Genomic DNA, 15,359 nt, shown 5'->3' with positions numbered 1-15,359 from the left:
TCTTCCTCGGCCGCCGACCGAGGGGCCGTGCGGAGGCTGGGCCACGCATACTAATCAACTTAGTGGCTGGGTTCCAAGCGCCTCCCGGTCGGCCGGAGTTCCTCCGCCCGCATGCGAGGATGCTGCGGTGACCACACCGTCCTCCCCGCCCGTGGCCGACGACCCGCCCCGCGACCAGGGGCTGAGCCAACGCGCCGCAGCGGTCCTCGTGTTCGGATCCTCGGCCGCGGTCCTGGTCGTCGAGATCGTCGCCCTGCGGCTGCTGGCCCCCTACCTCGGCCTCACCCTCGAAACCAGCACCCTGGTGATCGGCATCGCCCTCACCGCGATCGCCCTGGGCTCCTGGCTGGGCGGCCGCGTCGCCGACCAGGTCGACCCCCACCGGCTCATCGGCCCCGCGCTCGGCGTGTCCGGCGTCGTCGTCGCGCTCACCCCGCTCCTCCTGCGCACCACCGCCGAGTGGGCGGCTCCGGCGCTCCTGCTGGTCGCGGCGGGGACCCTCCTCGTCCCCGGCGCCCTGCTCTCCGCGGTGACCCCGCTCGTCACGAAGCTGCGGCTCACCAGCCTCGCCGAGACCGGCACGGTCGTGGGACGGCTCTCCGGCGTCGGCACCTTCGGCGCCATCGTCGGCACGGTCCTCACCGGCTTCGTCCTCATCTCGCGGCTGCCGGTCAGCTCCATCCTGATCGGCCTCGGCGTCCTGCTGGTGATCGGCGCCGCGCTGGCCGGTTGGCGGGCGCGCCGCTGGCGCCGGGCCTCGGCCGTGGCGCTGGCCACCGTCGTCGCGGGCTCCCTCGCCACCGCGTTCGCACCGGGCGGCTGCGACGCGGAGACCCGCTACCACTGCGCCCGGATCGTCGCGGACCCCGAGCGGGCCACCGGCCGCACCCTGGTCCTGGACGGCCTGCGCCACTCGTACGTGGACATCGAGGACCCGACGTACCTCCGGTTCGGTTACGTACGCGCCTTCGCGGCCGTCGCCGACACCGCGTTCCCCGCCGGCGCACCCCTCGCCGCCCACCACATCGGAGGCGGCGGCCTCACCTTCCCCCGCTACCTCGCGGCCGCGCGCCCCGGAACCCGCAGCCTCGTCTCCGAGATCGACGGCGGCGTCGTACGCATCGACCGCGAGCAGCTCAACCTCGGCGCGTCCAGCGGCATCGACGTTCGCGTGGAGGACGCGCGGCTCGGTCTGAAGCGGCTGGAGACCGACAGCCGTGACCTCGTCGTCGGGGACGCGTTCGGAGGCGTCAGCGTGCCGTGGCACCTCACGACCACGGAGGCGCTGCGGGACGTCCACCGCGCGCTCGAGAAGGACGGGCTGTACGCGGCCAACGTCATCGACCACGGCCGCCTCGCCTTCGCCCGCGCCCAGGTCGCCACGCTCGCCCAGGTGTTCCAGCACGTCGCCGTCCTCGGCGCCCCCGGGGACATCGGCCTCGACCCGGCCGCGACCCCCCTGGGCGGCAACATGGTGGTGCTCGCCTCCGACCGGCCGTTCGACGCTCCCGCGATCCAGCGGGCCCTGGACACGAGGGAGACCGACTGGAGGATCGCCACCGGCGACACCGTGACCGCCTGGACCGGCGACGCCCCGGTCCTCACCGACGACCACGCCCCCGTCGACCAACTCCTCCAGCCCCACCCCACGCGAGCCGCACGGTGACGCCGGGCGGCCCTATCCGTGCCAGGACCGCCACAGCGCCGCGTACGCGCCGTCCGCCGCCACCAGCTCGTCGTGGCTGCCCAGTTCGCTGATCCGGCCCTCCTCCACCACCGCGATCACGTCCGCGTCATGGGCCGTGTGCAGCCGGTGCGCGATCGCCACCACCGTACGGCCCTCCAGCACCCGGGCCAGTGAACGCTCCAGGTGGCGGGCGGCCCGCGGGTCCAGCAGCGAGGTCGCCTCGTCCAGGACCAGCGTGTGCGGGTCGGCCAGGACGAGCCGGGCCAGCGCGATCTGCTGCGCCTGCGCCGGGGTCAGCGCGAACCCGCCCGAACCGACCTCCGTGTCCAGCCCCTTGTCCAGGCCCTTCGCCCAGCCGTCCGCGTCCACCGCGGCCAGCGAGGCCCACAGCTCGGCGTCCTGCGCCCCGTCCCGGGCCAGCAGCAGGTTGTCCCGCAGCGAGCCGACGAAGACGTGGTGCTCCTGGTTGACCAGGGCCACGTGCTCCCGGACCCGCTCCGCCGTCATCCGCGACAGCTCGGCCCCGCCGAGGGTCACCTCGCCGGTGCGCGGGGCGTAGATCCCGGCCAGCAGGCGGCCCAGCGTCGACTTGCCCGCGCCCGAAGGCCCGACCAGGGCGAGCCGCGTCCCCGGAGCCACGTCCAGCGACACCTGGTGCAGGACGTCGACGCCCTCCCGGTACCCGAACCGCACCTCGTCCGCCCGTACGTCCCGGCCGTCCGGCCCGACCGCCGTGTCACCGGCGTCCGGCTCGATCTCCCGTACGCCGACCAGCCGCGCCAACGACACCTGCGCCACCTGGAGTTCGTCGTACCAGCGCAGGATGAGGCCGATCGGGTCCACCATCATCTGGGCCAGCAGCGCACCCGTGGTGAGCTGGCCGACCGTCAGCCAGCCCTCCAGCACGAACCAGCCGCCGAGCAGCAGGACCGCGCCGAGGATGGTCACGTACGTCGCGTTGATGACCGGGAAGAGGACCGAGCGCAGGAACAGCGTGTACCGCTCCCACGCCGTCCACTCCGTGATCCGCCGGTCCGACAGCGCCACCCGGCGGGCGCCGAGGCGGTGCGCCTCCACGGTCCGCCCGGCGTCCACGGTCTCGGCGAGCATCGCGGCGACGGCCGCGTAACCGGCGGCCTCGGCGCGGTACGCCGAGGGCGCGCGCCGGAAGTACCAGCGGCAGCCGGTGATCAGCAGCGGCAGCGCGATCAGCACGGCCAGCGCCAGCGGGGGAGCGGTCACGGTCAGCGCGCCGAGCAGCAGACCGGCCCAGACGACGCCGATCGCCAGTTGCGGCACGGCCTCGCGCATCGCGTTGGCCAGCCGGTCGATGTCCGTGGTGATCCGGGAGAGCAGATCGCCCGTCCCGGCCCGCTCCAGCACGCCGGGCGGCAGCCCCACCGACCGGACGAGGAAGTCCTCGCGCAGATCGGCGAGCATCTCCTCGCCCAGCATCGCCCCGCGCAGCCGCATGGACCGGGTGAACACCGTCTGGATCACCAGCGCGACGGCGAAGATGGCCGCCGTGCGCTCCAGATGGAGGTCGGCGACCCCCGTCGAGAGGTCCTCGACCAGACCGCCCAGCAGATACGGCCCGGCGATCGACGCGATGACCGCCACCGCGTTGGCGCCGATCAGGAGGGCGAAGGCCTTGCGGTGGCGCCGCAGCAGATGCCGTACGTAACTCCGTACGGTCGTGGGGGTGCCCACGGGCAGGGTGGTGGCCGACTCCGGGGCGGACGGGTCGTACGCCGGTGGTGCGACGCCGATCATGCCCTCTCCTCGATTTCCTGGGTGCTGGTGTCCATGGCGGGGACGGTGACGTCACCGGGAAAGCCGTTCGCCGCCGCTTCCTCGTCGGTTTCACGGGTGACGACGGCCCGGTAGCGTGGTTCGGTCCGCAGCAGTTCGCGGTGGGTGCCCGCGGCCACCACGCTGCCCTCGTGGACGAGGACGACCCGGTCGGCGACGTCCAGCAGCAGCGGCGAGGAGGCGAACGCGACCGTCGTACGGCCCCGGCGCAGCCCCGCGACCCCGGCGGCGACGCGCGCCTCGGTGTGCGAGTCGACGGCGGAGGTCGGCTCGTCGAGCACCAGGGCCTCCGGGTCGGTGATCAGCGACCGGGCCAGCGCGAGGCGCTGGCGCTGACCGCCCGAGAGCGACCTGCCCCGCTCGGTGATCCGGGTCCGCATCGGGTCCCCGCCGTCGTCGGGGGAGGCCTGGGCCAGGGCGGCCAGCACATCGCCGCACTGCGCGGCCTCCAGCGCGTCCTCAGCGGTGACCAGGCCCGAGGACGGCACGTCCAGCAGCTCCTGGAGCGTGCCGGAGAGCAGCACCGGGTCCTTGTCCTGGACCAGGACGGCGGTCCGGGCGGTGTCCAGCGGCAGTTCGTCCAGCGCGACGGCGCCGAGCAGGACGGACGGGGCCTTCTCCGCCTCCGCCTCCTTCTTCTCCCCCTCGGTCTCCTGGTCCCCGGTCTGGGCATGGCCGCCCAGCCGTTCGGCCAGCCGTCCCGCCTCGTCCGGGTCGCCGCAGACGACCGCGGTGAACTGCCCCTGGTGGGCCATCAGCCCGGTGGCGGGGTCGTACAGATCGCCCGACGGAACGCCCGCCTCGGTGGCCGCCCGGTCGCTGCGGCGCAGCGACAGCACCCGTACGGCGCGCTGTGCGGACGGCCGCGAGAAGGAGTAGGCCATCGCGATCTCCTCGAAGTGGCGCAACGGGAACAGCATCAGGGTGGCCGCGCTGTAGACCGTGACCAGTTGGCCCACGTCGATGCGGCCCTCGCGGGCCAGCGTCGCCCCGTACCAGACCAGCGAGATCAGCAGGATGCCCGGCAGCAGGACCTGCACCGCCGAGATCAGCGCCCACATCCTGGCACTGCGCACGGCCGCCTTGCGGACCTCCTGGGAGGCGCGGCGGTAGCGGCCGAGGAACAGCTCCTCGCCGCCGATGCCGCGCAGCACCCGCAGTCCGGCCACGGTGTCCGAGGCCAGCTCGGTCGCCTTGCCCGCCTTCTCGCGCTGCTCGTCGGCGCGCCGGGTGGCGCGGGGGAGCAGCGGCAGCACGGCGAGGGCCAGTACGGGCATCGCGACGGCCACCAGCACACCGAGGGTCGGGAGGTAGACGACCAGCCCGACGCAGACCACGACGAGCGCGATGGCGGCGGCCAGGAAGCGCGAGAGCGCCTCGACGAACCAGCCGATCTTCTCCACGTCGCCCGTCGAGACGGCGACGACCTCACCGGCCGCGACCCGCCGGGTCAGGGCGGCCCCCAGCTCGGCGGTCTTGCGCGCCAGGAGCTGCTGCAACCGGGCCGCGGCGGTGATCCAGTTGGTGACGGCGGTCCGGTGGAGCATGGTGTCGCCCACCGCGATGAAGACGCCGAGGGCCAGGATCAGACCGCCGGCCAGCGCCAGGCGTGCGCCGGAGCGTTCGATGACGGCCTGGACGGCGACGCCGACGGTGACCGGGAGGCCGGCGATGCTCAGCTGGTGGAGCAGGCCCCAGCCGAGCGCCTTCAGCTGTCCGCCGAGCTGGTTGCGCCCGAGCCAGTACAGGAAGCGTGGGCCCGACCGTACATCGGGGTCGCCGGGATCCGAATACGGAAGATCGCGAATCTGCATGACGTCCCAGGGCTCGGTATGCGGGGTTCGGTAGGCGCGAGGCCCGTGCGGACCTCGGAGTTACGGGGTGACCAAACCGTGCAAGGTTCGCTTCCCGCCCCCCGCCGGGGCAACCGGTTTTTCGTGGTGGGCGGCCGCCCCCGGGGTCCCGTGCCGAGCCGCACGGGACCCCGCCGCCCTCACGCCGCCGGCTTCTCCGAGTCCATCCCGGACCTGGCCTTCCTCCACGCTCCCCGGGTGAAGTCCGGTATCGGGAGCGGGGCGCCCTTGGCCTTGATGGAGAGGTGGCTGAGCGGCACGGGGGCCGTCCAGACGGCCGCGTCGTACACGTCGAAGTCCGGGACGAGGCCGAGCCGCATGCACTGCATCAGCCGGAAGACCATGATGTAGTCCATCCCGCCATGGCCGCCCGGCGGATTGGCGTGTTCCTTCCAGAGCCAGTGGTCCCACTCGGCGTACTTCTTGAAGTCGTCCCACTGGTGGTTCGTGTTCGTGGGCTCCAGGTAGATCCGCTCCGGGTAGTCCTCGAAGACGCCCCGGGTACCGCCGAGGCTGTTGATACGGGAGTACGGGTGCGGGCTCGACACATCGTGCTCCAGCCGGATCACCCGGCCCTTCGCCGTCTGGATCAGGCTGATCGTCCGGTCGGCACCGATGTACGACTCCTTCCAGCTCGGGTCGCCGGCCGGCATGTGCTCCTCGCGGTACGCGGCGAGGCCGAGGGCGGGCGTACCGATGCTGGTGATGGAGACGGCACGGTCGCCCCGGTTGACGTCCATGTAGTTGGCGACCGGTCCGAAACCGTGGTTCGGGTAGAGGTCGCCGCGCAGCCGGGTGTGCCAGAGCCGCCGCCAGGGACCCTCGTAGTAGTCGGGGTCGAACATCAGCTCGCGCAGATCGTGGTTGTACGCCCCCGCGCCGTGCAGCAGGTCCCCGAAGAGGCCCGCGTGTGCCATCCGGAGCACCCGCATCTCGTTCTTGCCGTAACAACAGTTCTCCAACTGCATGCAGTGCCGCCGGGTGCGCTCGGAGAGGTCGACGAGCTGCCAGAGCTCCTCCAGGCGCATCGCGATCGGGCACTCCACGCCGACGTGCTTCCCGTTCAGCATCGCCGCCTTGGCCATCGGGAAGTGCAGCTCCCAGGGCGTGGCCACGTAGACGAAGTCGATGTCGCCGCGCCGGCAGAGGTTGACGTAGTCGTCCTCGCCCTTGGCGTAGACGGCGGGCGCGGGCTGCCCGGCGGCCGTCACCTTGGTGGCGGCCTTCACCGTCTTCTCCCGCACCGGGTCGCAGACCGCCACGACCCGGACGCCGGGGACGGCGAGGAAGAGGTCGATCATGCTGTCGCCCCGGTTGCCGAGGCCCACGATGCCGACCCGCACGGTCGAGCGCCGGTCGAAGGGGACGTCGGCCATGGTGCGGCCCTGGCGCGCGGGGACGGCCGTCGCGGCCTCCACGGCTTCCGGAACCGTGGTCCCGGCGGCCGACGCGCTGCCTCCCGCGAGGGCGCTCAGGCCGAGTCCGGCGCCGGCCACGCCGGCCGTGGTCCACAGCACCGAACGGCGGCTGGGGTCCTGCCGGTCGGCGTCGTCGCCGGAGTGCTGCGGGGGGAGGTCCGGCGGTGCCTGTCCGGGCCGGGCGTCGTCGTTCATCGAGCCTCCAGGTGGGGTGTGGGGGTTCTGGACGTGCGCGAGCGGGGCCCGGGTCCCGTACGGGTGTGAACAGACCCCGGGACCGGGCCTCGGTAGGACCCTGGACGGTGATGCGGATGGTGCGCAAGAGAGCCAATTGGACTCTCGTCCTCAAACCATGGACTTTTCTTCACGGCAGGCGAAGGCCCCAACTGGTTCAACCAGTTGGGGCCCCTGACCTGCGCTCGGACGGGTCCTTCGGAGGCTCAGCGGCCCGGCGGACGGGTGGCGCGCTCCAGCTCGATCAGGGCCGAGCGGTAGGGGTGTCCGGTGGCCCGCTCCATGCCGATCTCGCACATGCGGTTGGCCGACAGATAGGCGTCGTACGTACGGGAGGTGACCTCGGCCGCCTCCTTCGCCGTGGCCGCGTCCGTCAACTCCTTGTGCAGCATGCCCCGGTCGCCCGCGAACGCGCAGCATCCGGCGTCGTCCGGCACGGTCACGTCGTCGGCGCAGGCCTCGGCCAGCACCCGCAACTGCTCGGTGTCGCCCAGGTGTTCCATGGAGCACGTCGGATGGACGACGGCCGATCCGGTCCGCCGGGACACCGTCAGCTCCGGGAGCAGCTCGTCGGCCGCCCACACCAGCGAGTCCACGACGGTGAGCTCCCGGTGCAGGGCCCGGTTGTCCTCGGAGAGGTAGGGCACGACCTCCTCGGCGATGCCGAGCGTGCAGGAGGACGCGTCGACGACCATCGGCAGGGTCCCGCCCGCCGTCCAGCCCCAGGCCGCCTCCACGATGCGGTTCGCCATGATCCTGTTGCCCGCGTCGTACCCCTTGGAGTGCCAGATCGTCGCGCAGCATGTCCCGGCGACGTCCTCGGGGATCCACACCGGCTTTCCGGCCCGCTCGGACAGGGCCACCAGGGCCTCGGCCAGAGAAGTGCCGGGCGGGCTCTCCGGGCCGGCGAAGATGCGGTTGACGCAGGCCGGGTAGTACACCGCGCTCGCCCCCACCCGTGCGGTACGGGGCAGCTCCCGGGCGGCGGGCCCGGGGAGCTGAGGCAGCCACTCCGGTACGAGATCGGGGCGTACGGCCCTGCGGGCGAGCCGCGTCACCGACTCCAGCAGCCGGTCGCCGCCCCGCTCCCCGATGGCGTTCCCCGCCGCCACGGCGAGCCGCGCCGAGGCCTCCACCTCGCGGAAGTTCTGCGCGGTGAGCGCGGCGATCCGCTCCTCGCGCGGGGTGTGCCGCAGGTGCCGGAACCCCTTCATCATCGCCCCGGTGTCGATGCCGACCGGGCAGGCGAGCTTGCAGGTGGAGTCCCCGGCGCAGGTGTCGACCGCGTCGTACCCGTAGGCGTCGAGGAGTCCGGCCTCCACCGGGGAGCCGTCCGCCTGGCGCATCATCTCGCGGCGCAGCACGATCCGCTGGCGGGGCGTGGTCGTCAGATCCTCGCTGGGGCAGGTGGGTTCGCAGAAGCCGCACTCGATGCACGGGTCGGCGACCGCCTCCACCTTCGGAATGGTCTTCAGCCCGCGCAGATGGGCCCGCGGATCCCGGTCGAGGACGATGCGCGGAGCGAGCACCCCCTCGGGGTCGATGACCTGCTTCGTCCGCCACATCAGTTCCGTCGCCCGGGGGCCCCACTCGCGCTCAAGGAAGGGCGCGATGTTGCGGCCGGTGGCGTGCTCGGCCTTGAGGGACCCGTCGAAACGGTCCACGACGAGTGCGCAGAACTCCTGCATGAACGCGTCGTACCGCTCGACGTCGTCGGGGCGCGCGGCGTCGAAGGCGAGCAGGAAATGGAGGTTGCCGTGGGCCGCGTGCCCGGCGACCGCCGCGTCGAAGCCGTGGCGGGACTGGAGCTCCAGCAGCGCCTCGCAGGCGTCGGCCAGCCGGTCCGGCGGGACGGCGAAGTCCTCCGTGATCAGCGTCGTCCCCGAGGGGCGGGAGCCGCCGACCGCCGTCACGAACGCCTTGCGCGCCTTCCAGTACCCGGCGATCGTCCCCGCGTCCCGGGTGAACGCGTTGGTGACGGAGGCCGCCGGAACCACCAGGTCCAGCCCGCGCATCACGTCGGCGGCGGCCTCCTCGAACGCCTCCTGCCCGGCCTCGTCCGGGGCACGGAACTCGACCAGCAGCGCGGCGGTCTCCCGGGGGAGCGCCGCCCAGTCCGCCGGAACGCCTTTCACGCTGACCGAGGCGCGCAGGGTGTTGCCGTCCATCAGCTCCACCGCGATGGCCCCGGCCTCGTTGAACCGGGGGACGGCGGCAGCGGCGGCGGTGAGGGAAGGGAAGAAGAGCAGGGCGCTGGTGATGCGGCGGTCCAGCGGCAGGGTGTGGAAGACGGCCTCGGCGATGAAGCCGAACGTACCCTCGGAGCCGACCATGAGGCCGCGCAGGATCTGTACGGGCGTCGCGCCGTCGAGGAAGGCGTCGAGGCGGTAGCCGTTGGTGTTCTTGATCGCGTACTTGGCACGGATACGGGCCGTCAGCTCCTCGTCCGCCTCGATCTCCGCCTTGAGCGCCAGCAGCCCGGCGCACAGCTCCGGCTCCGCGTGGGCCAGCTCCTCGTCGGCTGCGGGGTCGGCGGTGTCGACGACGGTGCCGCTCGGCAGGACGAAGGTGAGGGAGGCCAGTGTGCGGTAGGAGTTGCGGGTGGTGCCCGCCGTCATCCCCGAGGCGTTGTTGGCGACGACCCCGCCGACGGTGCAGGCGATGGCGCTCGCCGGGTCGGGGCCCAGCAGCCTGCCGTACCGGGCGAGCGTGGCGTTGGCCCGCAGGACGGTGGTGCCGGGCCGGATGCGGGCCCGCGCCCCGTCGTCCAGCACCTCGACGCCGGTCCAGTGACGGCGCACGTCGACGAGGATGTCCTCGCCCTGCGCCTGGCCGTTGAGGCTGGTGCCCGCCGCCCGGAAGACGACCTCGCGGCCCTTGCCGTGGGCGTACGACAGGATCGCGGAGACGTCGTCGAGATCCTCGGGGACCAGCACGACCCGGGGGAGGAAGCGGTACGGGCTGGCGTCGGAGGCGTACCGCACGAGGTCGGAGATCTTCCAGAGCACCTTGTCCGCGCCGAGCAGGGCGGTCAGCTCGGAGCGCAGGGGCTCCGGGGTGCCGGTCGCGCTCCGGTCGGTGACCCGGTCCGGGGCGGGTGTGCGTGCCGTACCGGGGCGGAGGGCTTCCGGGTCGGGCTCCAGCAGCGGCATGTCGGCGTCCCCTCAGCAGTGGCGCTCCGGCATCCCGTCGACCAGAGCGGAGAGCAACTCACCCAGCACCTCGCGCTGGCCGGCGGTCAGTGGAGCCAGGATCTCCTCTGCGGCCGCCCGGCGCGCGTTGCGCAGGGAGCGCAGCGTGGCGCGTCCCTCGTCGGTGATCTCGATGCGGACCACCCGGCGGCTGTCCGGATCCGGGGCGCGGCGCACCCGCCCGCTCGCCTCCAGGGCGTCGACCAGCGTCGTCACGGCGCGCGGGACGACGTCCAGGCGCTGGGCCAGATCGGCCATCCGAGGGGCCGCGTCGTAACTCGCGACGGTCCGCAGCAGCCGGAACTGGGCCGGGGTGATGCCGATCGGCTCCAACTGACGGCTCTGGATGCGGTGCAGCCGACGGGTCAGCCGCAGCAGTTGCTCGGCGAGCATGCCTCCGTCGGAGTCGCGGTCGCGATCCCGGTGCCGGTCCCGGTGGCGGTCCTGGGGCCGTTCGGCGGCGGCTGCCGCATCCGTGGCATCGGCGTCGGAGGAATCTGAGGCGTCCATACGGGAACAATATCAGGACCCCGTTCATTGTGAGTATAGGTAACAATGAGCTAAGCTCTGAACGTCGGCCGCGTCCGGCCGTGCCTCACGCCCCACGAAGGAGCCCATGAAACCCGACGAACTCACGTGGACGCCCCCTCCTGATGCCCGCGCCGCCTCCGACCGGCCGCCCGGTGAGGTGCGCCGCATCCTCCGCCTCTTCCATCCCTACCGCGGCCGCCTCGCCGTGGTGGGCCTGCTGGTCGGCGCCTCCTCCCTGGTGTCGGTCGCCTCCCCGTTCCTGCTGCGCGAGATCCTGGACACCGCGATCCCCCAGGGGCGCACCGGACTGCTGACGCTGCTGGCCCTCGGCATGATCCTCACCGCCGTGATGAACAGCGTCTTCGGCGTCCTGCAGACCCTGATCTCGACCACCGTCGGCCAGCGCGTCATGCACGACCTGCGCACCGCCGTGTACACGCAGCTCCAGCGGATGCCGCTGGCCTTCTTCACCCGGACCCGCACGGGCGAGGTCCAGTCCCGCATCGCCAACGACATCGGTGGCATGCAGGCGACGGTCACCTCCACCGCGACCTCGCTCGTCTCCAACCTCACGGCCGTCATCGCCACCGTCGTCGCCATGCTCGCGCTCGACTGGCGTCTCACCGTCGTCTCGCTGCTCCTGCTGCCGGTGTTCGTGGCGATCAGCCGCCGCGTCGGCCGGGAGCGGAAGAGGATCACCACCCAGCGCCAGAAGCAGATGGCCGCCATGGCCGCCACGGTCACCGAGTCCCTCTCCGTCAGCGGCATCCTCCTCGGCCGCACGATGGGCCGCTCCGACTCCCTCACCCGGGGGTTCACCGAGGAGTCCGAGCGCCTGGTCGACCTGGAAGTGCGCTCCAGCATGGCGGGCCGCTGGCGGATGTCCATCATCGGCATCGTGATGGCCGCCATGCCCGCCGTCATCTACTGGGTGGCCGGCCTCACCATCCAGCCCGGCTCCACCGCCGTCTCCATCGGCACACTCGTCGCCTTCGTCACCCTCCAGCAGGGCCTCTTCCGCCCGGCGGTCAGCCTGCTCTCCACCGGCGTGCAGATGCAGACCTCCCTCGCCCTCTTCCAGCGGATCTTCGAGTACCTCGACCTCACGGTGGACATCACCGAACCGGAGAAGCCTGTCCGGCTGGAGAAGATCCGCGGCGAGATCGCCTTCGAGGACGTCGACTTCAGCTACGACACCACCGGCGGCCCCACGCTCAGCGCCATCGACGTGACCGTCTCCGCAGGCACCAGCCTGGCGGTCGTCGGCCCCACCGGCTCCGGCAAGTCCACGCTCAGCTATCTCGTGCCCCGGCTCTACGACGTCACCGGCGGCCGGGTCACCCTCGACGGGACCGATGTCCGCGACCTGGACTTCGACACGCTGGCCCGGGCGGTCGGCGTGGTCTCCCAGGAGACCTACCTCTTCCATGCCTCCGTCGCCGACAACCTCCGCTTCGCCAAGCCGGAGGCCACCGACGAGGAGATCGAGGCCGCGGCCCGCGCCGCGCAGATCCACGACCACATCGCCTCCCTGCCCGACGGGTACGACACCCTCGTCGGCGAGCGCGGGTACCGCTTCTCGGGCGGCGAGAAGCAGCGCCTGGCCATCGCCCGCACCATCCTCCGCGACCCGCCGGTGCTCATCCTCGACGAGGCGACCAGCGCACTCGACACCCGTACGGAACACGCCGTGCAGGAAGCGATCGACGCGCTCTCCGCCGGCCGCACCACCCTCACCATCGCGCACCGCCTCTCCACCGTCCGCGACGCGGACCAGATCGTCGTCCTGGACGGCGGCCGCATAGCCGAGCGCGGCACCCACGAGGAGCTGCTCGACCGGGACGGCCGGTACGCCGCCCTGATCCGCCGCGACTCCCACCCGGCCCCGATCCCGGCCCCCTGACCGCGCACCGCGTGCGGCCGGGTCCCCGACACCACCCGCACACGGCCCGTACGGCATGATCGCCGCGCATGAGAGCTCTCCCCGGGCAGCCCAGCGGCCAGGCGGACTCCCCTTCCACGCGGCGGACCACGCGCAGTGGGACGCGGAGTTCCCGGACCACCCGCTCACCCGGGTCCGCCGGACACTCGGCGTGCTCGCGGAGGCGGTGACGGTGGACCCCGCCTTCACCGCACTGCCGCCCTTCGCCGGACCGGGTGCGGCACGCGGCTGAAGCCGTAAGCGGGCCGTACGCAGATCTGTCCGGCACCCCGGCTCCGTACACGCGGCGGCGCCGCCGCTCCCGTGGGACGGGGAGCGACGGCGCCGGGCGGAGCGATGGTCAGACGAGCCAACCCACGAAGTGGACGATGCCGGCCAGCAGGTTGGTCAGGAAGTTCCGATCCCTTGTTCGTGTGTTCTGGTCAAGCGGTACGGCGTTCGTGTCGCCGGAGCCGACGCCGCCGCCGGGCTACCGGCCCGGGGGAGCGGACCGGGTTACCGTGCGCGCATGGTGAACGAGTCCCCGGACGTCCGTCCCCGTCGCAGGCTCCGCCCGACCCGCCGCGGAAAGATCGTCCTGGCCGTCACCGCGCTGCTCGTGGCGTCGGCCGCCGTACTGATCCCGCTCTCCCTGCTCGGCTCGGACGAGGAGAAGGAGAAGAAGGAGCGCCCGCAGAGCACGCTGGTGATCCCGGAGGGCTGGCGGGCATCGCAGGTGTACACCGCCGTCGACCGGGCGCTCGGCCTCAAGCCCGGCTCCACGGAGAAGACCGCCCCCACGGTGGACCTGGAGCTGCCCGAACAGGCCGAGGGCAACCCCGAGGGGTACCTCTTCCCGGCCACCTATCCGATCCACTCCGCGACCGAGCCGGCCGGACTGCTGCGCTACATGGCGGACACCGCCCGCCAACGGTTCGGGGCGGACCACATCACCGCCGGGGCGCAGCGCAACAACGTCACGGTCTACGAGACGGCCACGATCGCCAGCATCGTCCAGGCCGAGGCGGACACCGCCGCCGACATGGGCAAGGTCGCCCGGGTCGTCTACAACCGGCTCCTGAAGGACATGCCGTTGCAGATGGACTCCACCATCAACTACGCCCTCAAGCGCTCCACCCTGGACACCACGACCACCGACACCCAGTTGGACAGCCCGTACAACAGCTACGTACGCAAGGGCCTGCCGCCGACGCCCATCGGCAACCCGGGGGAGGAGGCGCTACGGGCCGCGATCAGCCCGACGCCCGGCCCCTGGCTGTACTTCGTCACGGTCGCGCCCGGGGACACCCGGTTCACCGACAGCTACGACGAACAGCAGAAGAACGTCGAGGAGTTCAACAGCAACCGCCGCGCGGCCACGGGCTGACGGGCGCAGCCGTCACACGACCGCTCGGGCCTTCCCGACGGCTCCGACCGTTCCGGCCTTCCCGGCCGCTCCCGCCTTTCCGGCCGCTCCTGCCGTCCGTCGCGTACGGTCCGTGCCGCCGCCGGTCTCCCGCAGCAGCCGCAGCACCGACCGCACGGCGGTGCGCCCCGCCCGGTTGGCGCCGATGGTGCTGGCGGACGGCCCGTACCCGACGAGATGGACGCGTCCATCCCGTACCGCACGGGTGTCCTCCGCCCGGATGCCGCCGCCCGGCTCGCGCAGCTTCAGCGGTGCCAGGTGGTCGACGGCGGGCCGGAAGCCGGTCGCCCACAGGATCACGTCCGCCTCGACGTTGCGGCCGTCGTCCCAGGCCACCCCGGTCGGGGTGATCCGGTCGACCATCGGCAGCCGGTCCAGCACCTCCTGCTCGCGGGCGCGCCGCACCGCGTCGGTGACCGGCAGCCCGGTCACGGACACCACACTCTGCGGCGACAGCCCGGCCCGTACCCGCTCCTCCACCATCGCCACGGCCGCCCGCCCCCACTCCTCGGTGAACGGCTCGTCACGGAAGACCGGCTCCCGCCGGGTCACCCAGAAGGTCTCGGCGGCGTACGGGGCGATCTCCATCAGGTGCTGCGTACCGGAGGCGCCGCCCCCGACCACCACGACGCGCCGCCCCGCGAACTCCTCGGGCCCCGGGTAGTTCGCCGTGTGCAACTGCCGCCCCCGGAACGTTTCCTGCCCGGGGTAGCGCGGCCAGAACGGCCGGTCCCAGGTGCCGGTCGCATTGATCAGCGCGCGCGCGGCGTACGCCCCCTCGGACGTCTCCACGAGCAGCCGCCCGCCGCTTCCCTCCCGTACGGCACTCACCTCGACGGGGCGGTGTACCCGCAGCCCGAAGCGCTCCTCGTACGCCGTGAAGTACGCGCCGATCACCTCGGACGATGGCCGGTCGGGATCCGCGCCGGTCAGCTCCATGCCCGGCAGCGCGTGCATCCCGTGGACCTTGCCGTACGTGAGCGAGGGCCAGCGGAACTGCCAGGCGCCGCCCGGTCGGGGCGCGTGGTCCAGGACCACGAAGTCGCGGTCCGGCTCCAGACCGACGCGGCGCAGGTGGTGGGCGGCGGACAGCCCCGCCTGCCCGGCGCCGATCACGACCACGTCCAGCTCGCGCACCCCAATAATGTTCACGCTTCTACTAACTCGTGGGGGGCCCGGGGGGTTACCCGGCGCCCCACCCCCCCCACCCCGAGGCGGAGCGCCGCCTGGGCCCCGCGCGGGGGAGCGCCCCCCCGGCCCCGGGAGGTTGGTCGCCCCCCCGCGCC

The 15,359-nt window shown here is 72.7% G+C and carries 10 protein-coding genes; 4 read left to right on the top strand and 6 right to left on the bottom strand.

Translation table 11 applies throughout. The features are described from left to right. Positions 1–127 precede the first annotated feature (127 nt). The gene (locus ACFWRT_RS24295) at positions 128–1,666 is read left to right on the top strand and encodes a fused MFS/spermidine synthase (RefSeq protein WP_380954021.1); all 1,539 of its coding nucleotides are present in this window, start codon (positions 128–130) and stop codon (positions 1,664–1,666) included. A gap of 12 nt (positions 1,667–1,678) precedes the next feature. Here ACFWRT_RS24295 and ACFWRT_RS24290 read toward each other — a convergent pair whose 3' ends face one another. The 5 genes from ACFWRT_RS24290 to ACFWRT_RS24270 form a co-directional block, all read right to left on the bottom strand. Beyond that, positions 1,679–3,460: an ABC transporter ATP-binding protein gene (locus ACFWRT_RS24290; protein WP_380954023.1), complete on the bottom strand. Its 1,782-nt coding sequence runs from the start codon at positions 3,458–3,460 to the stop codon at positions 1,679–1,681. Further along, positions 3,457–5,313: an ABC transporter transmembrane domain-containing protein gene (locus ACFWRT_RS24285; protein WP_380954024.1), complete on the bottom strand. Its 1,857-nt coding sequence runs from the start codon at positions 5,311–5,313 to the stop codon at positions 3,457–3,459. Before ACFWRT_RS24285 ends, ACFWRT_RS24290 begins: the two co-directional genes overlap by 4 nt. Positions 5,314–5,492: 179 nt before the next feature. Beyond that, positions 5,493–6,965, bottom strand: coding sequence for a Gfo/Idh/MocA family protein (locus tag ACFWRT_RS24280; RefSeq protein WP_380954025.1), 1,473 nt, complete (start codon positions 6,963–6,965; stop codon positions 5,493–5,495). A gap of 245 nt (positions 6,966–7,210) precedes the next feature. Further along, the gene (locus ACFWRT_RS24275) at positions 7,211–10,156 is read right to left on the bottom strand and encodes an FAD-binding and (Fe-S)-binding domain-containing protein (RefSeq protein ID WP_380954027.1); all 2,946 of its coding nucleotides are present in this window, start codon (positions 10,154–10,156) and stop codon (positions 7,211–7,213) included. 12 nt (positions 10,157–10,168) lie between these two features. Beyond that, a complete protein-coding gene (locus ACFWRT_RS24270) occupies positions 10,169–10,705 on the bottom strand; it encodes a MarR family winged helix-turn-helix transcriptional regulator (protein ID WP_380954028.1) in 537 nt (178 codons plus the stop codon). A 106-nt stretch (positions 10,706–10,811) separates the two neighbouring features. On the opposite strand from ACFWRT_RS24270, the gene ACFWRT_RS24265 reads away from it, so the two are divergent. From ACFWRT_RS24265 to mltG, 3 genes are all read left to right on the top strand, one after another. Next, a complete protein-coding gene (locus ACFWRT_RS24265; RefSeq protein WP_380954030.1) occupies positions 10,812–12,629 on the top strand; it encodes an ABC transporter ATP-binding protein in 1,818 nt (605 codons plus the stop codon). 55 nt (positions 12,630–12,684) lie between these two features. Then, positions 12,685–12,900 carry a hypothetical protein gene (locus tag ACFWRT_RS24260; RefSeq protein ID WP_380954099.1) on the top strand — a complete coding sequence of 72 codons (216 nt, stop codon included), beginning with the start codon at positions 12,685–12,687 and terminating at the stop codon, positions 12,898–12,900. A 276-nt stretch (positions 12,901–13,176) separates the two neighbouring features. Further along, positions 13,177–14,034 (top strand): endolytic transglycosylase MltG, encoded by an 858-nt coding sequence (gene mltG / locus ACFWRT_RS24255; protein ID WP_380954032.1) that lies wholly within the window; start codon positions 13,177–13,179, stop codon positions 14,032–14,034. Positions 14,035–14,046: 12 nt separating this feature from the next. On the opposite strand, the gene ACFWRT_RS24250 is transcribed toward mltG, so the two are convergent. Then, positions 14,047–15,210 (bottom strand): NAD(P)-binding domain-containing protein, encoded by a 1,164-nt coding sequence (locus tag ACFWRT_RS24250; RefSeq protein ID WP_380954033.1) that lies wholly within the window; start codon positions 15,208–15,210, stop codon positions 14,047–14,049. Positions 15,211–15,359 lie beyond the last annotated feature (149 nt).

The organism is Streptomyces cyaneofuscatus (genome assembly GCF_042718795.1).
Taxonomy (GTDB): domain Bacteria; phylum Actinomycetota; class Actinomycetes; order Streptomycetales; family Streptomycetaceae; genus Streptomyces; species Streptomyces cyaneofuscatus_A.
The sequence above is the reverse complement of the archived record's forward strand: the minus strand, read 5'-3'. Positions and strand labels throughout refer to the sequence as shown.